This is a genomic window from Nocardia stercoris (assembly GCF_003696265.1).
Lineage (GTDB): Bacteria > Actinomycetota > Actinomycetes > Mycobacteriales > Mycobacteriaceae > Nocardia > Nocardia stercoris.
Map to the genome: position 1 here is coordinate 1 of NZ_RFFH01000018.1, position 21,553 is coordinate 21,553.

General features: G+C 67.9%; 16 protein-coding genes. 5 read left to right on the plus strand and 11 right to left on the minus strand.

Annotated features, from left to right (window positions below):
* Positions 1 to 498: 498 nt before the first annotated feature.
* From EBN03_RS28225 to EBN03_RS28235, 3 genes are all read right to left on the minus strand, one after another.
* A complete protein-coding gene (locus EBN03_RS28225; protein WP_233608695.1) occupies positions 499 to 1,317 on the minus strand; it encodes an SDR family oxidoreductase in 819 nt (272 codons plus the stop codon).
* A gap of 127 nt (positions 1,318 to 1,444) precedes the next feature.
* Positions 1,445 to 2,914 (minus strand): aldehyde dehydrogenase family protein, encoded by a 1,470-nt coding sequence (locus EBN03_RS28230; RefSeq protein WP_122191196.1) that lies wholly within the window; start codon positions 2,912 to 2,914, stop codon positions 1,445 to 1,447.
* The gene (locus EBN03_RS28235; protein WP_122191197.1) at positions 2,911 to 3,204 is read right to left on the minus strand and encodes a VOC family protein; all 294 of its coding nucleotides are present in this window, start codon (positions 3,202 to 3,204) and stop codon (positions 2,911 to 2,913) included. Before EBN03_RS28235 ends, EBN03_RS28230 begins: the two co-directional genes overlap by 4 nt.
* Positions 3,205 to 3,663: 459 nt before the next feature.
* Between EBN03_RS28235 and EBN03_RS28240 the strand changes: the two genes are divergently transcribed.
* Positions 3,664 to 6,951, plus strand: coding sequence for a protein kinase domain-containing protein (locus tag EBN03_RS28240; protein ID WP_122191198.1), 3,288 nt, complete (start codon positions 3,664 to 3,666; stop codon positions 6,949 to 6,951).
* Between the two features lie 7 nt (positions 6,952 to 6,958).
* Here the strand turns inward: EBN03_RS28240 and EBN03_RS28245 are convergent, their stop codons facing one another.
* On the minus strand, positions 6,959 to 8,554 hold the full coding sequence (locus EBN03_RS28245; protein ID WP_122191199.1) for a sigma-54-dependent Fis family transcriptional regulator: 1,596 nt from the start codon (positions 8,552 to 8,554) through the stop codon (positions 6,959 to 6,961).
* Between the two features lie 251 nt (positions 8,555 to 8,805).
* Here EBN03_RS28245 and EBN03_RS28250 point away from each other — a divergent pair, with 251 nt between their 5' ends.
* Both EBN03_RS28250 and EBN03_RS28255 read left to right on the plus strand, forming a co-directional pair.
* Positions 8,806 to 10,140, plus strand: a complete 1,335-nt coding sequence (locus tag EBN03_RS28250; RefSeq protein ID WP_122191200.1) for an MFS transporter — start codon at positions 8,806 to 8,808, stop codon at positions 10,138 to 10,140.
* A 226-nt stretch (positions 10,141 to 10,366) separates the two neighbouring features.
* The gene (locus tag EBN03_RS28255; RefSeq protein ID WP_122191201.1) at positions 10,367 to 11,506 is read left to right on the plus strand and encodes a lactonase family protein; all 1,140 of its coding nucleotides are present in this window, start codon (positions 10,367 to 10,369) and stop codon (positions 11,504 to 11,506) included.
* A 123-nt stretch (positions 11,507 to 11,629) separates the two neighbouring features.
* Here EBN03_RS28255 and EBN03_RS28260 read toward each other — a convergent pair whose 3' ends face one another.
* Together EBN03_RS28260 and EBN03_RS28265 are read right to left on the minus strand one after the other, a co-directional pair.
* The gene (locus EBN03_RS28260) at positions 11,630 to 12,343 is read right to left on the minus strand and encodes a GntR family transcriptional regulator (RefSeq protein WP_122191202.1); all 714 of its coding nucleotides are present in this window, start codon (positions 12,341 to 12,343) and stop codon (positions 11,630 to 11,632) included.
* A gap of 87 nt (positions 12,344 to 12,430) precedes the next feature.
* Positions 12,431 to 13,615 (minus strand): CaiB/BaiF CoA transferase family protein, encoded by a 1,185-nt coding sequence (locus EBN03_RS28265; RefSeq protein ID WP_122191203.1) that lies wholly within the window; start codon positions 13,613 to 13,615, stop codon positions 12,431 to 12,433.
* 206 nt (positions 13,616 to 13,821) lie between these two features.
* Here EBN03_RS28265 and EBN03_RS28270 point away from each other — a divergent pair, with 206 nt between their 5' ends.
* The gene (locus EBN03_RS28270; RefSeq protein ID WP_122191204.1) at positions 13,822 to 15,216 is read left to right on the plus strand and encodes an MmgE/PrpD family protein; all 1,395 of its coding nucleotides are present in this window, start codon (positions 13,822 to 13,824) and stop codon (positions 15,214 to 15,216) included.
* Between the two features lie 234 nt (positions 15,217 to 15,450).
* Positions 15,451 to 16,389, plus strand: coding sequence for a GGDEF domain-containing protein (locus EBN03_RS28275; protein WP_147471733.1), 939 nt, complete (start codon positions 15,451 to 15,453; stop codon positions 16,387 to 16,389).
* A 35-nt stretch (positions 16,390 to 16,424) separates the two neighbouring features.
* Here EBN03_RS28275 and EBN03_RS28280 read toward each other — a convergent pair whose 3' ends face one another.
* The 5 genes from EBN03_RS28280 to EBN03_RS28300 form a co-directional block, all read right to left on the minus strand.
* Positions 16,425 to 17,645: an acetyl-CoA C-acetyltransferase gene (locus EBN03_RS28280; protein WP_122191206.1), complete on the minus strand. Its 1,221-nt coding sequence runs from the start codon at positions 17,643 to 17,645 to the stop codon at positions 16,425 to 16,427.
* A 19-nt stretch (positions 17,646 to 17,664) separates the two neighbouring features.
* Complete coding sequence (locus tag EBN03_RS28285; protein ID WP_122191207.1) at positions 17,665 to 18,813, minus strand: acyl-CoA dehydrogenase family protein; 1,149 nt, start codon at positions 18,811 to 18,813, stop codon at positions 17,665 to 17,667.
* A gap of 84 nt (positions 18,814 to 18,897) precedes the next feature.
* Positions 18,898 to 19,581 (minus strand): GntR family transcriptional regulator, encoded by a 684-nt coding sequence (locus EBN03_RS28290; protein WP_122191208.1) that lies wholly within the window; start codon positions 19,579 to 19,581, stop codon positions 18,898 to 18,900.
* 17 nt (positions 19,582 to 19,598) lie between these two features.
* Complete coding sequence (locus EBN03_RS28295) at positions 19,599 to 20,765, minus strand: CaiB/BaiF CoA transferase family protein (RefSeq protein ID WP_122191209.1); 1,167 nt, start codon at positions 20,763 to 20,765, stop codon at positions 19,599 to 19,601.
* Positions 20,762 to 21,553 carry an enoyl-CoA hydratase/isomerase family protein gene (locus EBN03_RS28300; protein ID WP_122191210.1) on the minus strand — a complete coding sequence of 264 codons (792 nt, stop codon included), beginning with the start codon at positions 21,551 to 21,553 and terminating at the stop codon, positions 20,762 to 20,764. Before EBN03_RS28300 ends, EBN03_RS28295 begins: the two co-directional genes overlap by 4 nt.

Below are 21,553 nucleotides of genomic sequence, written 5' to 3' on the forward strand. Positions count from 1 at the left end.
CGTAGTCGTCACGGTGTTCGACGACCAGCCGGACAGCTTTGGCCTTGGTCGCTTCGTCGTACTTCGCAGGCATGGTCTGCCCATCCTTCCCAAGAAAGATGGTGGGCACCAAACCCGGGGCGGTTCAGCCGGTGGAAGCAGCGGGCCAGTATTACCTCCGTCTGTGGCATCGCGAACGGGACACCGTGGGTAGCGAACGAAGTGGGATGCTCACTCGCGATCGCGGCGGAATCGATCGTCCGAGTTGGCGACAGGCAACTCTCCTTAGTGATGGAGAACTGCCACATGCAACACGGTCTCCCCATCATCCGGACCCCGTGCAAACTCAAACCCGTCACATAACGTATGTGGCCGTCGCTGAAGCCACGCAAATGATCCTTACAGCGCTGGCCGAGCCAGCAGTGCGAGCGGGAGGTGGCTGGACCTCCTGCGGGCAACGGGTTTCGGGGCCGCTCGGCTCCCGGGTGTTCCTGTCTGTGTTCGCGTGCTGCTGAAGGTCTACAGGTCGTCGGGCGATACGGCGGGCGGGCGGTAGCGCTCGGCCTCAGGGCCGGAGCTGACAGGTGCGTGATTGAAGCCCGGGAGCAGCAGGTGGCCGGCATCGACGGGCAGCGCCACACCGGTGATGTGCTCGGCCAGTTCTGAGAGCAGGAAGACCACCGCATTGCTGACGGCCTGCGGAGGAAGTGCGGTACGGCCGGCGAGCGGGGCGTAACCGTATATGCCGTCGAGGGCGATGTTGCGGTCGACGGGATCGCCAGGGGCGACGAACATGGTGTGGCCTATGGGGTTGTCCCAGATCTTGGTGTCGATCGCGCCCGGGCACACTGTGTTCGCTCGCACGTTGTGCGGCCCGAGTTCCAGGGCGGTGTTCTTGATCAGGCCGACCACGCCGTCCTTGGCGGCGATGTAGGAGGTGTAGCCCTCGGTCGCCTCGAGTCCGCCGACCGAGGCGATCGCCACGATGGCACCCGCACGCCGTTCCACGAAGTGCGGTGCGACCGCCCTGATCGTGCGGAACACGCCACCGAGAACGGTGTCGACGACGGCCTGGTAGTCCTCCTCGCTGGTCTGCCAGCCCGCCGGACCGAGATCCCACACCCCGGCGTTGGCGACGATGCCATCGATACCGCCCAGGATGTCGACGGCCCGGGCCACCGCAGCGTCCAGGGCGGCCTGATCGCGCACGTCGCCGACCACGGTCAGGGCGCGTCGGCCCTGGTCTTCGACCAGTTTCCGGGTCTTTTCGAGATCGCCCTCAGTGGCGAGCGGATACTTGATGCCGGCCACCGGCGCGGCGATGTCGAACAGCACCACGTCGGCACCTTCCAAGTGCCGCAGTCACCGCGTGCGAACGGCCCTGTCCGCGTACGGCTCCGGTGATGAAGACGACTTTGCCGTCGAGAGTTCCCATGACATGTCCTTTTGTCGATTCGGTGAGGTGTCAACGGTCGAGCAGGGTGACGACCGATTTGGTCTCGAGGTATTCCTCGATAGCGTCGGGCCCGTTCTCACGACCCCAGCCCGACTGCTTGTATCCGCCGACAGGCATCTGCACGCCGCCGGCGCGGTGGACATTGACCCCGATCCGCCCCGCCCGCAGTCGCCGGGCAACCCGGTGCGCGACGGCGACATCGCGGGTCCACACGCTGCCCGCGAGACCGTATTCGGTGTCGTTGGCCGCGGTGATGGCCGCGTCGAGATCGGTGTAGGGCATGGCGGCCAGCACCGGGCCGAATATCTCCTCGCGGACGATCTCCATATCCGCGCTGACCTCGGCGACGACCGTCGGCGGGTAGTAGAAGCCGCGATCTCCCAGCCGTTCGCCGCCGGTGACCACCCGCGCGCCGTCGGCGCGGGCCCGGTCCACGAACCCGGCGACCCGTTCCAGCTGCCGCGCCGACACCAGTGGGCCGAGCACAGCGTCGGGCTCGTTGCCGTAACCGACCTTCATGGCCCTGCCCTGTTCGGCGATAGCCGCCACCAGGTCGTCGTGCACCGACTCGTGCACGAAAAGCCTTGTGCCCGAGGTGCATATCTGCCCGGAGTTCCAGAAGACACCGAGCGCGATCCCGGCCGCCGCGGCGGGGATGTCGGCATCGGGCAGCACGATCACCGGCGACTTGCCACCGAGTTCGAGCGAAACCTTCTTCAGGTTGCCGGTCGCCGCGGCAACGATCTTGCGGCCCACCGCGGTCGAGCCGGTGAAGCTGATCTTGTCGACCTGCGGATGCTCGGCCAGGGCCGCTCCGGTAGGACCGAACCCGGTGACGATATTGACCACACCGGCGGGCACGCCGGCCTCGAGCAGGAGTTTGCCCAGTGCCAGTGCGCTGAGCGGTGCCTCCTCCGACGGTTTGAGCACACAAGTGCAACCTGCTGCCAGCGCGGGCGCGATCTTCATCGACATCGCGATGAGGGGCGCGTTCCACGGCACGATCATCGCCACCACGCCGACGGGTTCCTTGTAGGTGGCGCCGAGCATCCGGCGTTCGGCCGGTCCGAGATCGGTTGTGCTGCCGTGGATCTTATCGGCCCAGCCGGCGTAGTACCGGAACTGGTTGACCGCCTCGGCCACCATCAGCGTCGCCTGCGACACCGGCATGCCGACATCGCGGCTCTCGAGCCGAGCAAACTCCTCGGCCCGGTCGGCCAGCAGATCAGCGACCCGCCAGAGCACCACACCCCGCTGCGATCCCGACAGCCCCAACCACCGCTCGTCGTCGAACGCCCGTCGAGCGGCACGTACCGCAGTGTCGACATCGGCGGGTGCAGCGTCGGCGACCCGGCCGATCACCTCCTCCGTGCCTGGATCGACCACCTCGAATACGCGGCCCTCGGCGGCAGGGACCCACTCACCATCGATGAGCAGGTTCCCCACCACCGGATCCGCGGACGTCACCGCCGCGCTCACGCGTGCTCGTGGATGTGCGGAACCGGGTGCGGGATCTTGGTACCCAGCGGCGGGCTCTGTGCCGCGTTCGGGTCACCGGCGACCAGCTCGACCACGTAGCCGCCCGGGTCGGCGACCAGGGCAAGGCTGACGGGACCGAAGTCGGTCGGTTCGACCTTCAGCTGGTATCCGGCGGCGACGATCTCCGCGGAATGCGCGTCCTCGACGGCCGGCACCAGTTCTATGAATGACTGGTAATGCGGCACACCGTCCCGGTCGACGGCAGCTGTCTCAGGCAGCACGGCGGTCATGCTCTCACCTCGGAATTCTTGGAAGTTTGCCGTGATAGCGGCAAGGGCCTGAAATGAAAAATGGCTCGTCATCGACAGTAGAGACAGCCAGGCCACAGAAATTGTCCAGGTTTTCAGACACTTTCACGGTGGACACCGTCGGCGGCCCGGAACCAGCAGCGACGCGGCGGAGAACAGCGGTCCGGTATCGAGTGGAGCAGCTACTAGACGGCTGCGGGCTGACGTGGCGAACCGCCACCGACGGAGCGTACGAGCGCCTACTCCGATTGCCACTGGCGGCGGCCACGGGTTCGGTTCGGAGCGGTGTACGGCACCGGGCTGGCGACTCCCGAGCGGGCCGCACCACCGCCGGTCGATGTCCTGGCGTCGCAGCACCCACCGCAGGCCAGGCAGGAACAGCGTGGTCGACGGTGGTCAGCGGGGATATCCTGACTGATGTGTCGCGGTTGCGAGCAACGGATGGTTGACGGCGACCCACTCGAAACACAGCGCGATGTCGGCGGTATCGACCTCAGCGCGGAGTTGAGCGCAGCCGGATTCGACGACGCTGACGAGATCGGCCGCGGCGGGTTCGGGGCGGTGTACCGGTGTACTCAGATCGCGGCGGACCGCACCGTGGCAGTCAAGGTCCTCACCGGTGAATCGGCGGAGAATCGGGAACGCTTCGTTCGTGAGCAACATGCGATGGGACGGCTCACCGGCCACCCGAATATCGCCGACATGCTGGAGATCGGCCAGACCACAAGCGGCCGGCCGTATCTGGTCATGCCCTATTACGCCCGGGGCTCGCTCAGCGACCGTATCCGGCGCGACGGGCCCCTGCCGCTGGCGGACGTGCTGCACCTCGGCGTACGGGTCGCGGGCGCGCTCGAGACGGCGCACTGGATGGGCGTACTGCACCGGGATGTCAAACCGGCCAACATCCTCCTGACCGACTACGGCGAACCCGCGCTCACAGACTTCGGAATCGCCCACTTCGCCGGCGGGTACGAGACCACCTCCGGGGCAATCACCGGCTCGCCCGCCTTCACCGCACCGGAGGTGCTGGGCGGGAAACCACAGAGCGCGGCCGCTGACGTGTACGGGCTGGGCGCCACCCTGTTCTGCGCCCTCACCGGGCACGCCGCGTTCGAGCGCCGCAGTGGCGAGCAGCTGGTGGCGCAATTCGTACGGATCACCACGCATCCGATACCGGACGCGCGCGAGTCCGGTATTCCGGAGGATGTCTGCGCCGCCGTCGAGGCGGCAATGGCGCGCGACCCGCACGATCGCCCGAGCGCCGCCGGAGTGGGCGAGCAGCTGCGGCAGCTACAGCGCGATTATGGGTTTCCGGTCGACGAGATGGCTCTGCCACCGGAGCTCGATCTCCCTCAGGGATCCGATATCGCCTCGAAAGACGCAGTACCGCACCATATTCGGCGGCCACGCGGCGACGACCTGCAGGCGGGATCCGGAAACCTGCCGCTCGAGCTGACCAGCTTCGTCGATCGGCGCACTCCTCAGTCCGAGGTCAAGAACCTCGTGTCCGGATCGCGTCTGGTGACCGTGACCGGGATCGGGGGCGTCGGCAAGTCCCGGCTAGCCCTGCGGGTTGCGCACACGATGCGCCGGAAGTTCCCGAACGGGGCCTGGCTGGTCGAACTGAGCACGGCACGGGACGCCGAATCATTACCGACCGTTGTCGCTGCCGCTTTCGGTGTGCGCGACCACGGCGTCGGATCGCCCCTGCAGACGCTGGTCGAGCTGCTGGCACCGTGCGAGTTACTGCTGGTGCTGGACAACTGCGAATACGTGATCGCGGCGGTCGTACAACTGGGCGAATCGCTCCTGCGCGCCTGTCCGAACCTGCACCTTCTGGCCACCAGCCGGGAGCCGCTCGGCATCGGCGGTGAGGCCGTGTACCCGCTGTCGCCACTGGAGACCTCCGATCCGGGCGGACTGCCTCTACCGACCATGGCGCGCTTGGACGCGGTGACCCTGTTCGCCGAACGCGCTGCCGCGGCAGTGCCCGGATTCACGGTGACCGACGAGAACCGGCTGCTGATCGCCCGCGTCTGCGCTCGGCTGGACGGGCTGCCGCTGGCGATCGAGCTCGCTGCCGCCCGCCTGCGGACGATGTCCGTCGAACAGATCCTCGCCCATCTGGACGACCGCTTCGCCCTGCTGACCCTGGGTAGTCGCGGCGCCCCGCAACGGCAGCAGACCATGCACTGCTGCATGGACTGGAGCTACGACCTGTGCACTCCGGACGAACAGCGCCTGTGGAGCCGATTGGCGGTCTTCGCAGGCGGATTCGAACTCGACGCAGCCTTGCGGGTGTCCGCCGTCGGCCTCACCGAGTCGAAGCTGCACGATGCGGTGTCGGGCCTGGTGGACAAGTCGATCCTGGTCCGGACGGAAGTCGCGGGCTCGGTGCGGTTCCGGATGCTCGAGACCGTCCGGGAGTTCGGCCAGGAGAAGGCCGAGAACGCCGGCGAATACCCGGCGCTGCGTCGCCGCCATAGGCAGTGGTGCGAGGATCTGGTCCGCGACGCGGATGCCGCCTGGATCGGGCCCGCCCAGTCGACCTGGGTGGAACGGCTGGAGCGCGAGGTGCCGAACCTGTGGAAAGCACTGGAGTTCAGCCTGACCGAGTCCGAGGACGGTGCGCTTCGGATCGCCACCTCGCTGTACCTGTTCTGGTTGTTGCGGGGACGAATCGGCGAAGGGCGCCGCTGGTACGAGCGGGTTCTGGACCATCCGGTCGGCGGCCGGTCCGTGGACCGGGCCAAAGCGCTCTATGCCGCGAGCGTCATGGCCTTGGTCCAGGGGGACATGGTAGCCGCCGAAGCCGAGGCGACCGAGCTGGCCAGCCTGGCCGAGGACGCGACCGATCCGGTCGTCACGGGGCTGCTGGCACACACCCGGGCGAACTACGCGTTCGCCGGTGGCGCCAGTGACCCGTACCAGACGGTGACCGACCTCGAGGACGCCCTGCGCAACTACGAGCGCGGCGGTGACACCGGAATGCAGTTGGGCGCGCGGATTTCGCTCGGCTGGGCCTACGCACTGCAGGGTGACCCCTCCCGGGCCCTCGCCTGCCTCGAGCAAGCGCTAGCTGTCACCGAGTCCGCCGGTGAGACGATCTATCGGTCCTGGTTGCAGTGGAGCAAGGGATTCGCCGCGTGGCGCTACGGCGAGACCGACAGCGCCACCTGCGCGCTCGAGACTGGAATTCGATTGGCCCACAGTGCCGTCGACCCGCTCGTCGTGTCGGGCTGCCTGGAGACCCTGGCCTGGATCGCCGCTGAGGCCCGCAATGCACGGCGAGCGGCCACACTCATGGGCGCGGCCGATGCCTTGGGACACTTGGCCGGCGGCTCCCCCGTCATATTCCCCGAAGTACGCACCTACCACGACGAATGTGAGCAGCGCAGCCGCCAACTGCTTGGCACTCGCGAGTTCGACGCAGCCCGGAACGCCGGCGCCGCACTGGGCCTCGATGCAGCGGTCGCTCAGGAACTCGGCGCGCGGCCCCGCACCGGCTCGCCACCCGGCGACCGCTCGCCGACCGGCCTCACCCGCCGGGAACGCCAGGTGGCCGACCTCGTCGCCGATGGGCTCACCAACAAGGCGATCGCCGATCGCCTGGTCGTGTCGCTACGCACCGCACAGGGACATGTCGAACACATCCTCACCAAACTCGGCTTCACCTCGCGCGCGCAGATCGCGGCCTGGGTCGTAGCCCACTCGCATACGGATGCCTGACCAGCCGTCACGAAATACCGAGCGCCCGCATGCGGTTGTAGATCGTCGCCCGGCTCACCCCGAGCGCCCGTGCCGCCTTCACCTTGTTGCCGCCGGCGGCCTCGATCGCGGCCACGATGACCTCTCGTTCCGCTTGACGCAGCGGAGATCCCGGACGGGGACCGCTGCGGTATTCCGCCGGCAAGTCGCCGGGAATGATGTCGCCGGCGGTGCGTGCGGTGGCGACGGTGCGGACGACGCGGTGCAGTTCGGCGAGGTTGCCGGGCCAGGGCTGTGCGGCCAGTGCGCTCAGGGTCGACGCCGCGAACCGGAGCTTGCCGGTGCTGTCCTCCCGCGCCAGCATGCGCTGCGCGAGCTGGGGAATCTCCTGGCGCCGGCGGCGCAACGGAACCAAGGTGCGCCGCACCGCGCACGCCGCGACCAGCGGAGCGTGAACGGCGCCGAGGTGGTCACCCGGAGTCGAGGTCAGAACCACTCGACGGGCTGTGCCGCGCAGGTCCTGCGCCAGCAACGCGGTCAGCGATTCGGGCAGCAGCTGGATGTTCTCGACTATGACATCGCCGTCCGCCAGCAAGCCGGAAAGCTCAGCGGCCCAGGCCTGTTCACCGTGGCGAATGACTTGCGCCGCGTCGATGGAGCGGGCGTCCGGGCCCGATACGCGCCGCGCCTCGGTGCTGCGGCCGCTGCCGCTCTCACCGACGAGGAGCAGCGGCCACCCGGCAGTCGTCGGGTGGCCGCGCCGCCGGGTGCCGTGATCCGGCACAATCTCGATCTGCATACCGTCGGCGCCTTCGATCGGTGTACACGCAAGCAAGACACTGCGGCCCGAGGACAGCGTCATCCGGTGGACACCAGCGTGGGCGTACGCCGATTCGACCGCTCGGGCGCGGACCGCGGCATGGTCGGCGGGTTCGAGGATCTCCAGCGCCTCCGGAGCGGCCAGCACCAGATCCTGGCCGACGACCAGAACAGGTCGACCTCGCCGGCAGGTCACCGCTTGGAAGGCGTCCAGCAGCCGGGTCTGGTCTCGCGTCGAGTCGAGCCGCAGCCGGTCCTCGATCTCGCGGACCATCCGGCGGACCAGCACCCGGTACAGGTCGTCGTCCTTCCCGGCGAGACCGCCGATGTCGAGTACTCCGACCAGTCGGCGCGTGGCGGGGTGAACGATCGGATGCCCGAAGCAGGTGAAGGTTCGCAGCGCGGCGAGGAAGTGTTCGGGGCCGCGAATCAGCATCGGCTGCCGGGTCTCGAGCGGTGTACCCACGGCATTCGTACCGACGACGTCTTCGCCGAGCCGTACGCCCGGCTCGATTCCGAGATCGGCCAACCCGCGGTCGACGGTCCGGGCCGCGGCCCGGACGTCGAGGACACGCGCATCCTCGTCCGCGAGCAGGACGGCGACGGCGGTGTCCTCCAATTCACCCATCATCCGCTGCAGCACCGGCCGGGCCGCCCGTAGCAGGCCACCTTCCGGGGTGTCGCCGGCGCGGCGCAACCGGAGGGTGCCGTCCGCCTGTACCCCGTGTATCCGCGACCGCATCCACGACGACGCGATCTCGGGACGCATCACCGGAGGCTCGACCGTTGTTGCTGTGCCGTGCATGCGGGACCACCTCGTCTCCGCCGCCACTCGCTGGCGACGCCGCCGTCAATCTATGTCCACAATATATTATCTTTATCTTTCCGGGAGGTTTCGTCCGATTTTCCACCCGACCGGCCGTTGCCGACGCCGGTACCGGACGGTCGACAAGTTGAGAAGTGCGCCACATTTTATATTATGCGGTATCTAACTCCGGGTGGCCCTCGTCACTCCCTGCCGCGGGCTCCGGTCGAACACACAAGCAGAGGCGCACAATGACCGACGACGCTCGGGTACCACTCGCTACGCTCCGACGGATCGCCGTCGCGGGCGGCATCGGTACCGTCATCGAGTACTACGACTTCTTCATCTTCGCCACTGCGGCTGCACTGGTCTTCCCGAAGGTGTTCTTCCCCGCGCTCGGCTCCGCAGCCGGCACGACGGCGGCCTTCGCGACCCTGGGCGTAGCCTTCGTGGCCCGGCCCGTCGGCTCGGTCCTGTTCGGCCACTTCGGAGATCGCCTGGGCCGCAAGCGAACTCTGGTCGCGACCTTGCTCACCATGGGGCTGGCCACCGCCGCCGTCGGTCTCATGCCGACCGCGAGCCGGATCGGCATGATCGCACCGATCCTGGTGGTGGCGTTGCGATTCCTGCAAGGCCTCGCCGTCGGCGGTGAGTGGGCGGGCGCCACCCTCATGGCCGCCGAGAACGCGCCGGTGGCCCGCCGCGGATTCTGGTCGGTGTTCGGGTCGTTCGGCGGTTCGGTCGGACTGGTACTCGCGAGCTGTACCTTCCTCGTCACCGGCGCCACCATGTCCGAACAGGCATTCGACGAGGTCGGGTGGCGGATACCGTTTCTGTCCAGTCTGCTGCTGGTCGGGATCGGCTTGGTCGTGCGGCTCCGCATCGAGGAAACGGCGGTGTTCACTGAGGAAGCCGCCCGGCGCGGCACCGCGCCCGTCCCGCTCGCCGAGGCGATCCGGCGGCAGCCGCGGGAGGTGCTGTTCGCCTGCGGTCTGCTGGTGATGGTCTTCGCCTTCTACTACATCGCGGTCAGCTACTTCCTCACCTACGGCACCTCCCATCTTCGGCTGAGCCGGACCACTGTACTGGCCCTGAGCCTCGTGCCCGCGACCATGTTCGGGGTCTCGATGGCCGCCAGCGCATGGCTGTCGGACCGGATCGGGCGCAAACGAATCATCGTGGCAGCCAACCTGATCGCCGTGCCGTGGGCGCTGGTTCTGTTCCCGGTGGTGGAGGCCGGCGGCGTGATCACCTACTGCGTGTGCGCGACCGTCACCGTGGCGATCGCGGGCATCGCCTACGGCCCGATCGGCGCGTTCCTGCCGGAGTTGTTCGCCACCCGTTACCGCTACACGGCCAGCGGTGCGACCTACAACGCGGCCGGCATTCTCGGTGCCGCGATCCCGCCGGTGATCGCCGCTCCGATCATGGATTCCTACGGCAGCCTTGCTTTCGGCGGCTTCCTCGCCGTCCTCTGCCTGATCAGTCTGGTGTCGATTCTCGCGCTTCCCGACAACCGGCACGTCCGGATGGACGGCGGAGCGTCAGCGACCGAATCCGATTCCGGCACAGTGACAGCCGTCTGACCCGGAGCTGATGTTCGCGCGGTGAGCGGCCCCGCCGCGCACCGCGCGATCACTGCATTGCCCACATGAATGGCGTTGGCGCAGTTCACTATTCAGCCTCGATCGAGTCGGTCAGTGTCCAGATCCTTGGACGTTCGGAACCGGATCCGCTTCCTACAGTTGGCATCGCTCCAGCCCAGCGGTCTCCCGATCCGCTGGCACCGCTTGACCGAAAGTCTTTGTCACAATGCTGAATTCGAACACCGTCACACGGGCGCGCCAACGTCTGCACCGCGCCACGATCACCCTGGCCACCGTAGCCGCCGCTTGCCTGACCGCCTCGTGTCCGGGCGCAAGCGCAGCGCCCGCCGCACCACAATTCGTACTCGTAGGCGGCACCGTCTCCGGAAACATCGCGGTGCTGCGCGTTGGCTCCGACGGGTCGCTGTCGAAGGTCTCGGGCTCCCCGTTCGCCAGTGGCACGGGCGTGTTGTCGTTGGCGATGGCACCCGACGGCCGCACCGTCTACGCCACCCAGGCGCTGGGCTCGGCGGCCGATGGATACAAGATCGACGACAACGGCCTGCTGCACGAGATTCCGGGCGCGAAGGCATCCCTCGACGGCCCGCCGATCACCGGCGCGCTCAGCCCGGACGGCACGCAGTACTACGTAGCCGTCGGCGGATTCCCCGGGCACATCAGCTCATTCGCCGTATCGGCGACCGGCACTCTGTCCCCCGAAGGACAGACGCAAGTCCCCGGCATGAGCGCGCTGACCATGGTGACCGTCGACCCGAGCAACCACTTCGTGCGCGTCACCGACTATCTCGACGGCAATCTGCAGAGTTTCGCGGTCGGCACCGGCGGAAAACTGACCCCGATCGGTTCGGTTCCCACCGGTGGCGGACCGAACAATCCGGGATACACCCCGGACGGCAAATTCGTGTACGTCAGCCACGAACTCGCCAGTGAGATACGCGGTTACGCAATCGGCCCCGACGGCAAACTGACGCCCACACCAGGATCCCCGTACCCGGCCGGCCAGATGACCCACGGTGCGCAGATCACCAGCGACGGTCATCGCCTCTATGTTCCCGAGGCGGCCAGCGGTGACGTGCGCGGATATTCGATCGCGACCGACGGTAGCCTGACTCCGCTCGCGGGATCGCCCTATCACGTACCTGGCGCGCTCGCCATGCCCGGGCAGGTACTACTCAGCTCCGATGAACGGCATCTGTACGTCGCCGACGTCCTCACCACGCACATCACCACCATCGTCCATACTTTCGATGTCTCGGCGGACGGCAGCTTGCGGCCATCGGCGCTACCCGACATCGACGCCGGTGTGGTCATGTCGGACGGACCGGTACTGGTGAAAACCCACTAGATCCACCGGCTTCCGAGCCTGGTCACAGTTCCATGGCCCGCTGTCACCATTGATGCCGGTCGCCCGCAACCGATCCGGTTGACGAGCGACCGGCATCACTGTCCGGCGAGCTGTGATCGCCTGCTACGCAGTCGACTTGGCTTGGTCCGACCAGAGTCCCTGCCGCTCCAGCATGGCGATGAGTTCGTCGGCACCGGACATGATGTGGTCCCGCATCAGCGTTCCCGCCGCCTTGCCACGGCGTTTCTGCAGGGCCTCCAGGATGGCCGGGTGATCGCGCAATGTCTCCTCGGTGTGGCCCTCGATCGCCCCGTAGAAGCGGTTCGGCAGCTGTTTCACCACCGACCCCAGCAGCATCGCCAGCCGCCGCGAGTCCGCCGCGAGATTCACCGTGCGATGAAACTCGTGCCCCAGCGCCACAATTCGCTCCGAATCCGCATCCGACGCCGCTTCCTGCTCGTGCTGCGCGATCAGGTCCGCCAGATGCTGCAACTGCCGCTCGGAGATGTTCTTCGCTGCCCGCCCGGCCAACTCGGCGGCCAAGGTCGCCTGGACCCAGAACAAGTCCCGCACATCCTGACGGCTGAACGCCGACACCATGAATCCGCGCCGCGGGACCAGTTCGACGAAGCCCTCACCGCTGAGCAGCAACAGCCCCTCGCGCACCGGCGTGTTACTGACCCCCATGGCCTCCGCGATCGGCTCCGTCCGCAGGAAATCCCCGGGGCGGACCCGGCCCGAGATGATCAGCTCCCGGACATAGCCCGCGACATCCTCGGAGAGTTGCTGCCGCTGCGTGCCGGAGCTGCGCGGCAAGCCTCGCATCGTTGCGTCCATGGCGGCTCGATCCCTTCCAGTAGGCTTCTTACGCATTATGCCTCATGCGTAGCGCCCAACCGGACGAGCGACCTACTGGGGCCTGGGTCAGGACTCGGCAGGATCGTCGAGGAAGAGCACGCCCGCGGCGACCAACGCATCGATCCGGTCGTCGGTGTAGACCTCGGCGCTGACGGCGCGGCTATCGGAGCCGACGCGCGGGGCTACGCCACGGCGGTCCGGCCGGGTGCCGCCGAAGCGCCACGGGGGCCGCAGGACGGCCAGCTCGTCCGGCTGGGTTTCGACCAGGTCGAGCCAGCGGACCTGCTCGTGGGCCAAGTAGCCGGACATGGTCAGGACCGGCGCGAACGGCACATCATGAGCGGTCAACACCCGATCCCAGTGCTGGACCGGATGTTTCGCGAATTCCGCCTCGACGATCTCGGCGAGCTCGAAGTAGGCGGCCTCGCGGGGGCGGTACTCGGCGAAACGCGGATCGGTGAGCAGATCCTCCCGCTGCATCGCGAGACACAGTGCGCGCCAGAACTTCTGCGAGGACGACAGGTGAATTGCCAGATACTCCCCCGTGGCCGTGCGCACGCAGAAGTTCTGCGCCTGCGGGTGGCGGCTCTGCCGGCTCGGGTCGGCGCCCAGCTCGAACAGCTGCGAGATGCCGTCCGCGGTGAGGGTGCTGACCGCCTCCATGATCGAGGTCTCCAGATGCTGACCGGTGCCGGTGCGCAGGCGGCCGACCAGCGCGGCCAGCACACCGGTCGCCGTCGCCAGGCCGGTCACCAGATCGGCACACAGCCCGCCGGCCAGCTGCGGATGTCCTTCATCGCCGAACAATGAGTACAGGCCGCCGAAAGCGTGGCCGATGGTGTCGTAGGCGGGGCGGTCGGCCAGCGGGCCACCGGATCCGAAGCCGGTCACCGAGCCGTACACCAAGTCCGGGCGCAGCGCTCGGCAGTCCTGCGGACCCAGGCCCATCGCGGCCAGCTTGCCGGGCCGCAGGTTCTCGAGAACCACGTCGAACCGCGGGATCAGCGCCTTGACCAGGTCGATGCCCTCCGGCCGCTTGAGATCGACCGACAGGCTGCGCTTGCCGGTGTTGTACTGCCGGAAGTACGGACTGCCGTCGTTCTGGTGGCGCCGGAAGTCCTCACCGGTCCGCGGCTTCTCGACCTTCACCACCTCGGCGCCCAGCGCGCACAGCATCGAGGTGGCGAACGGCAGGGAGATATACCCGCCGATCTCCAGAATCCGGATACCGGCGAGCGGTTTGTGCTGCATGGACTGACCTCCACGGACCAACTGAGCGAATCTTGTGCGTGGCCGAGACCGCATCGATCTCGATTCACGAGTCACATCCCGTCTCGTCGACGTATGCGAGCGACGGGATGTGACTCACAATATATTATATACTTCATATGAACCCGATCACGTGGCCTCCCGATCCCCTGGGCTGCCGCGTATCCCGCCGATCGAAAGACGCCGTTATGCAGCATGTCCCTCCGCTCGAGGCAGCGGTCGCAGACTTCGTGACCGACCTCGAGCACGACGCGATCCCGCCGGCAGCACTCGACGGCGCGTGGCGGCTCATCCAAGACCAGCTGGCGGTGCAGATCGGTTGCGCTGCTCTGCCGTGGAGCCGCGCGGTACTGGAGCTGACCCGAGCCACCCACGCACCCGGACGCGCCCATGTCACCGTCGACGGGGACGCCATGAGCGCGGCCGACGCGGCCTTCGTCAACGCCACCTACGGCCATGGCTTCGAGTACGACGACGCGCACCGGGCCAGCTCGTCGCATCCCGGCAGCTGTGTGGTGTCGGCGGCGCTCGCTCTCGGCGAGGAACTGGGCTGCACCATGCGCGAGGTGGTCACCGGCGTCGTGGCCGGATACGAGGCGTACACCCGCCTGGGCGTCTTGGCAGCGCCCGACCTGCTCGAACGCGGCTTCCACCCACACGCCGTCCTGTCCACCTTCGGCGCGGCCGCGGTGGCGGCACGGATGAGGGGATTCGACGCCGAGCGCACGCTGCACGCCCTGTCGATCGCGTTCAGTCACTGCTCGGGCACCACGGAGTACACCTCCACCGGCGGGTCGGTGAAGCGCCTGCACGCCGGCATCGGCACGCGCAACGGGCTGCGGGCCGCGGAGCTGGCAGCGGCCGGAATCACCGGCCCCACCACATTCCTCAGCGGCGCGAAGGGATTCTTCCGCGTCTTCGCCGGGCGCGACGCTGGCGCGGACGCCGTGGACCTGCTGGATTCGGCCGCCGACTTCCAGATCACCCGCGTCTGGATCAAGCCGTACTGCTGCTGCGGGATCAACCACGCCTATATCGACGGCGCCCGCCGCGTGGCCGCCCGTGCGGGGGAGATCACGGCGGTCCGGCTCGCCATCCAGACCGGCGGCAATCTGATCGTCGGCAACCGCAACGCCAATGCCTATGCGCCGCAGACCATCGAGCACCTGCAGTACAGCCTGCCGTTCCAATTCGCACTGTCCGCGCTGGGCCTCGGCAACGGCTTCACCACCCACCACGACTACCTGACCGGCCGACTGGACCTCTCCCCCGGATCCCCCGCCGCCGACCTGGCCGGTCGCGTCCGGATCGAGGTCGACGCGGACCTCGACACCGAATACGCCGGCCGCTGGGTCGGCGATCTGACCGTCAGCTATGCCGACGGCACCACCGATCATCTGTTCGTCGACAATCCTGCCGGCACTGCCGAAAACCCTTTGTCCCCAGCTGACTTCGATGCCAAGTTCCGCGACCTCACCGTGGCGGCGCTGGGGGCCGACCGCGCCGAGACCCTGTTGGACACCCTGGCCGCCGGCGACACGTCCATGCCCGTGGACGAGTTCACGGCGCTGCTGCGCAACTAGCCCGGAGGCGAGGCACGTCAAGCCACACCGCCCGCGCTAGTATTTGCCATCCAGTAGCTGTGCGCGGTAGATCGGCGGTGTCGGAGACCGGTGGGCGAATCAGAGGTAGCAACGAGGCGTGCCGTTACCGCTTGGTGGAACGATCCGCTGGACTATCGGTGGCTGATTCGAACCCTCGAGCGGCGCGGCGTGTTGCCTCCGGTGAAACCGGTCGTGGCGACGGCGGGTTTCGGAATGACCGTGATCGCGGCACTGAATTGGTCGGCGGCACATCACGCGCTGGCTGTGGTGCTGATCGTCGATATGGTGGTCGGCCTGCTGTGGGGCGTGTACTGGACGGTCGGGCCGTGGCCGGGTGAGCGCACGTCGCTGGCCCTGATGGCCCTCGCCGATGGCTTGATCGGCGCCAGCACCCTCGTGGACACGTGGGGCTTCTTCGGTTCGCTGAGTGTGCTCGGGCTGATCGCCGTCGGCGGATATCTGACCGTCTTCCACGGTCCGCGGATCCTGATCGCGCACGCCGGATGGTCGCTGGCGGTGATCGTGCCAGTGTCCGGGTACCGCATGATGAGCGAAGGTGGCGGCAATATCGCCTGGCTGTCGGCCATGATGATGATGGGCGGCCTGACAGCGGGCCTGCTGCCCACTATCCATTTCTGCTGCTGGGGCTTGCGCGTCGATGCCATGACCGATCCACTGACCGGACTGCTCAACCGTCGTGGTCTGGACTGCTACGTTTCGCGATGGTTAGGCCCGCACGATCACGACCCCGTCACCGTGCTGACCGTCGACGTCGACCGGTTCAAGGCGGTGAACGACACCCTCGGGCACGCGGAAGGCGACCGCCTGCTGACCCGAATCGCGGCCTGTCTGCGCGCCGAACGACCACCCGGCGCCGTGGTCGCCCGCACCGGCGGAGAGGAGTTCGTCGTCGCCGCCCAGGTGAGTCCGGCGGCCGCGGCCGGCGAGGCCGACCGGGTCCGCCGTGCGATCGAGCGGGCCGTCGAGCCGGTAACCGTCAGCGTCGGAGTGGCGGCCGCCGAGCGGCGCTCACCGGGGTGGAATTTCGCCACCTTGCTGCACAATTCCGATCTTGCGATGTACCGCGCGAAGCAGGCCGGCGGAAACACGATCTGGCTGAGCGATGGCCGGTCTCCGGCCGGCGAGGACTGACAGAATTCGCGTCACAGCCCTCGCCGGCCGGGAACTCAGGCGGTCTCGAACGTGGCCGCCAGGCCCTGGCCGCCACCGATGCACATGGTCGCCAGGCCGCGGGACAGGCCGCGGCGCTTCAGTTCGTGCAGCAGCGTGGTGACCATGCGGGCGCCGGTCGCGCCGATGGGATGGCCGAGGGAGATGCCGGAACCATTGACATTCAAGCGGTCCTGATCCTTCCAGCCCCAGCCCTCGAGCACGGCCAGGACCTGGACGGCGAACGCCTCGTTCAGCTCCACCAGGTCCATCGACTCCAGCAGCGCGGTGGTGTCGGTGCCCAGGCGCGCGGCCAGGCGGGCGACGGCGGGGACCGGTCCGATCCCCATCCTGGACGGTTCGCAGCCGGCGGCTGCCCAGCCGGTGAGGAAGCCGATCGGTTCCAGGCCGAGAGCGTCGAGCTGGTCCTCGGCGACCACCAGCATCCCGGCGGCGGCGTCGTTCTGCTGCGCGGCATTACCCGCGGTGACGGTGCCACCCGGGGTGACCGGGCGCAGCTTCGCCAGCGTGTCCGGCGTGGAGTCCGGACGGACACCCTCGTCGGCGCTGAACACCACGGGGTCGCCCTTGCGCTGCGGAACAGTCACGGGCACAACCTCGTCGGCGAATCGTCCCGCAGCCCAGGCCGCGGCGGCACGCCGATGACTCTGTGCCGCAAAGACATCCGCGGCTTCCCGGCCCAGACCGTAGTCTGCGGCGAGATTCTCGGCGGTCTCGATCATGCCGGAGATCTTGCCGAAACGCTGCTCGGGCTGTGAGCGTTCGCGGCCGCGGTCCAGGCGGTCGTAGAGGCGGACGGTGCCGGCGCGGGCGCCCCAGCGGGTCGCGGTCGAGTAGTACTCGATGCGGCTCATGGACTCCACGCCGCCGGCCAGCACGGCGTCGGCGGCGCCGGTCTGCACCATCATCGCGGCGGTGATCAGGGCCTGCAGCCCGCCACCACACCGGCGGTCCAGCTGCATTCCGGCCACCGAGATCGGCAGGCCCGCGTGCAGGGCCAGCCAGCGGCCGACACACGGCACCTCGGAATTGGCGTAGGACTGCGCGAACACCACGTCGTCGATGCGCTCGGGGTCGATGCCCGAGCGCTGTACGACCGCCCGCACCACTGTGGCGCCGAGATCCTCGACGGGCACGTCCCGTAGCGATCCGCCGAAGGCCCCGACGGGGGTGCGGGTGGGTGCCACCAGCGCGGCACGACGGAGGGAGGAAGTCATGGTCGAAATTCCAATCCGGTCAGATCTTGTTCCGCGAAACGAGTTGCGCGGCAATGACGTTGCGCTGGATTTCGTTTGTGCCCTCGCCGACGATCATGAGGGGGGCGTCCCGGAAGTACCGCTCGACGTCGTATTCCTTGGAGTAGCCGTAGCCGCCGTGGATCCGGACCGCGTCCAGCGCGATCTGCATGGCGGTTTCGGAGGCGAACAGTTTCGCCATTCCGGCTTCCATGTCGGCGCGCTCGCCCGCGTCCAGCTTGCGCGCGGCGTCGAGGGTGAGCAACCGGGCGGCCTGCTGCTTGGTGGCCATGTCCGCGAGCAGATTGCCGATGGACTGGTGTTTCCAGATCGGCTTGCCGAACGATTCGCGTTCCTGGGCGTACTTCACCGCCGCGTCGAGGGCGGCCTGGCCGACGCCGAGCGCACGGGCGGCAACTTGGATGCGGCCCACCTCTAGTCCGCGCATCATCTGGTTCCACCCCTGGTTCGGCTCGCCGCCGAGCACCGCGTCCGGGCCCACCCGGCGGCCGTCGAACACCAGCTCGCAGGCCTCGACTCCGCGGTAGCCGAGCTTGGGCAGCTTCTTCGAGATGATCAGTCCGTCACCGGGTTCCACCAGCAGCACGCTCATGCCGCGGTGCGCCGGTGTGGCGTCGCGGTCGGTGATGCACAGCAGCCCGATCAGCCCAGAGTGCGCGGCGTTGGAGATCCAGGTCTTCGATCCGCTGATCGACCAGCCGTCGCCGTCGCGCACGGCGGTGGTGCGCATGGCCTGCAGGTCGCTACCACCGCTGGGTTCGGTGAGGGCCATGGTCGCGCGGATCGAGCCGTCGGCCATCTTCGGCAGATACTTCGCCTGCTGCTCGGAAGTACCGAATGTCTTGATCAGGTAGGTGATCACGGAGTGGCCGCCGATGGCGCCGGCCAGGCTCATCCAGCCGCGCGCCAGCTGTTCGGTGACCATCGCGAAGCAGGCGGTGCTCACGTCGACCCCACCGTGTTCCGCGGGTGCGAGCAACCCGAAGAAGCCCAGTTTCTTCATCTCTTCGATGAAGGCCTCGGGATAGATGTCGTCCTGCTCGAATTCGCGCACCCGGGAACGGACGCGCTCCGCGACGAATTCGGCGACCAGGTCCACCATCTGCTGTTCATCGGCCGTGAGGCTCATCCTCGACGCACCCCTTCCAGGTTGTCATACATAAAATATAATATCATCCGCCGACTTGGGGGAGTTCCGCGCGAACGTGATCGCTCAGCCCCGGTCGGCGGCGAACCAGAAGCCCCGCGACTCCAGCATCTCCACCGCACGGTTGCCGCCGCGTAGGAAGTGCGCTTCGGTCAGGCTGCGTGCCGCAGACACCGAGCGCGCCCGCAGTGCGGCTGCGATCTCCCGGTGATCCCGGTCGGCCGTCTCGGGCCAATCGTGGTGCGCCTCATAGAACCCGTGCGGCCCAGCAGATCCCAGCACCCTGAGCTCGGAGATCAGCCGCCGCGACCCGGCCGCCCGGTTGATGGCGCGGTGGAACTCGAAGTTGAGCAGCTCCCGCTCGGGACTGGACCCGGTGGTCTCCATCCGATCCAGCAGGGCGTCCAGCCGGTCCAACACAGCACAGGTGATCTCGGCAGCCGCCCGGGCCGCAGCCAGCCCGGACACAACCCCCAGAATCCAGTAGTGGTCGCGTACGTCGTCGCGGCTCAGCCGGGCCACATAGGCACCGCGCCGAGGCGGAAGTTCCACCACGCCTTCGACTTCCAGGGTGATCAGCGCCTCGCGCACCGGCAACTTGCTGGCACCGAGACAGCCGGCGATCGCGTCCTGGTCGATCTTGTCGCCGGGACGCAGTTCACCGGAGAAGATGCGGCGGCGGATCTCCTGCGCCGCGGCCGTTTTCAGGCTGACCGGCGCCGAGCTCTGCGAACCGAACGGATTCGACATAGAAAATATTATATCTTCTATGTGGTGTGGGCCGCTGTGCCGAATTCGGTTCGGATCGCGGCGGTGTCGGCGCCCAGAGCGGGGACCGAGCCGTGCCGCACCGGCCATCCGATGGCCAGTGCCGGAGGCACCAGGGCCGGCGCCGGCCCCGATGGCGTCCCCACCGCACGCCACCGGTCCCGGGCACCCAGCTGTGGATGGACAGCCAGCTCGGCCACCCCGTTCAAGCGCGCGTTGCCGATACCGGCGGCGTCCGCCTCGGCCTGGACATCAGCGAGACTTCGTGTGGCACACCACTGACCGACCATCTCGTCCAGCTCGGCGCGGCACCGGACCCGGTCGTCGTTGTGCGCGTAGCGTGGATCGTCGGCCACTTCCGGCCGCCCGATCAGGCCGGCCAGCCGCCGCCATTCCCGATCGCTGGTCGTGCCCAGCACCGCAACCTGGTCGTCGGCGGTCCGGTAGGCACCGTAGGGCGCGATCATCGGCGAGCCCATACCGACCGGGACCGGTTCGGTCCCCGCGTGCAGCACCTGGTTCAGCGCGAAACCCATCATCTCCGCGACGGTGTCGAGCATCGCCAGCGGGATCACCGCACCGCGCCCGGTCCGCTCCCGGTCGTACAGCGCGGCCAGCACCGCCGAGTAGGCGTACAGCGCGGTCCCGATGTCCGCGATCGGGATGCCTGGCTTGGCGGGATGCCCGGGGGTTCCGGTGATGGAACACGAGCCGGCCTCGGCCTGGATCAGCAGATCGTAGGCCCGTTTGTGGTCCTGTGGACCGCCTTTGCCATAGCCGGAGATGTCGACGATGATCAGCCGCGGGTGATCACGGCTGAGCGTATCGACACCGAGCCCCAGGCGGTCCAGGGCACCCGGCCCCAGGTTGCTCACCAGCACGTCGGCGGCGGCGAGCAGATTGCGCAGCACATCCAGGTCGGCCGGATCCTTGAGATCCAGTGCGGCCGACTCCTTTCCGTGGTTCAGCCAGGTGAAATGCGCCGACATCCCGCCGACGACGGTGTCGTAGTGCCGGGTCGAATCCCCGTACCCGGGCTGCTCGACCTTGATCACCCGCGCGCCGAGATCGGCCAGATGCCGGGTACACAATGGCGCCGAAATCGCCTGTTCCAGGCCGACAACCGTGATGCCGGCCAGCGGGCCGGACGAATACTGTTCGCTCACTGGAACTTCGGCTCCCGCTTCTCCCGGTGCGAGGCGACGCCCTCGATCACGTCGGGCCCGCCGAAACCGTAGAACTCCAGCCCCAGTGAGGCGTCGAAGATCGGCATGGCCTGCCGGTACCAGCCGTTGAGCGCCATCTTCGTGCCCTGGATACCCGCCCGCGACCCGGTCGAGAGCCGGATCGCCAGCTCCAGCGCCCGGTCCTGCACCTGGTCGTCGTCGACGCACAGCGACACCATGCCCAGCCGTTCGGCCTCCTCGCCGATGATCACCTCGTTGGTCAGCAGGTGGTACTTCGCCTTGGCCATGCCGCACAGCAGCGGCCAGCAGATCGCGGCGTGATCACCGGCGGCGACCCCCAGCCGGACGTGCCCGTCAACGATCTTGGCCCGGCGCCCGGCGACCGAGATATCGGCCAGCAGCGCCACCACCAGTCCCGCCCCGACCGCGGGACCGTTGATCGCCGAGATGATCGGCTGGGGTACTTCGATCAGATTGCGCACCAGGTCGCGCGCCTCGCGCATGACCCGGGTCCGCGACGCGTGATCGCCGATCATGTCCTCGACCAGGTCGAAGCTCCCGCCGGCCGAGAAGGCCCGCTCCCCCGCCCCGCGCACCAGGACCGCGCGCACCGATTCGTCCCGGGCGACGACCGGCCAGATGTCGGCCAGTTCCTGATGCATGACCGGGCCCACCGAATTCAGATTCGGGGAGTCAAGCACGATCCGCAGCACCCCGTCGACGGGGCGATCGATCGTCAGCGACGAAAAGTCTTCGTATCCAGGCAC

What these genes read in the sequence shown, in the direction of transcription:
- EBN03_RS28235 (WP_122191197.1), bottom strand. Translation starts at nt 3,204, where the DNA reads ATGACCGCCGTGCTGCCTGAGACAGCTGCCGTCGACCGGGACGGTGTG.
- EBN03_RS28240 (WP_122191198.1), top strand. Translation starts at nt 3,664, where the DNA reads ATGGTTGACGGCGACCCACTCGAAACACAGCGCGATGTCGGCGGTATC.
- EBN03_RS28245 (WP_122191199.1), bottom strand. Translation starts at nt 8,554, where the DNA reads ATGCACGGCACAGCAACAACGGTCGAGCCTCCGGTGATGCGTCCCGAG.
- EBN03_RS28250 (WP_122191200.1), top strand. Translation starts at nt 8,806, where the DNA reads ATGACCGACGACGCTCGGGTACCACTCGCTACGCTCCGACGGATCGCC.
- EBN03_RS28255 (WP_122191201.1), top strand. Translation starts at nt 10,367, where the DNA reads ATGCTGAATTCGAACACCGTCACACGGGCGCGCCAACGTCTGCACCGC.
- EBN03_RS28260 (WP_122191202.1), bottom strand. Translation starts at nt 12,343, where the DNA reads ATGGACGCAACGATGCGAGGCTTGCCGCGCAGCTCCGGCACGCAGCGG.
- EBN03_RS28265 (WP_122191203.1), bottom strand. Translation starts at nt 13,615, where the DNA reads ATGCAGCACAAACCGCTCGCCGGTATCCGGATTCTGGAGATCGGCGGG.
- EBN03_RS28270 (WP_122191204.1), top strand. Translation starts at nt 13,822, where the DNA reads ATGCAGCATGTCCCTCCGCTCGAGGCAGCGGTCGCAGACTTCGTGACC.
- EBN03_RS28275 (WP_147471733.1), top strand. Translation starts at nt 15,451, where the DNA reads ATGACCGTGATCGCGGCACTGAATTGGTCGGCGGCACATCACGCGCTG.
- EBN03_RS28280 (WP_122191206.1), bottom strand. Translation starts at nt 17,645, where the DNA reads ATGACTTCCTCCCTCCGTCGTGCCGCGCTGGTGGCACCCACCCGCACC.
- EBN03_RS28285 (WP_122191207.1), bottom strand. Translation starts at nt 18,813, where the DNA reads ATGAGCCTCACGGCCGATGAACAGCAGATGGTGGACCTGGTCGCCGAA.
- EBN03_RS28290 (WP_122191208.1), bottom strand. Translation starts at nt 19,581, where the DNA reads ATGTCGAATCCGTTCGGTTCGCAGAGCTCGGCGCCGGTCAGCCTGAAA.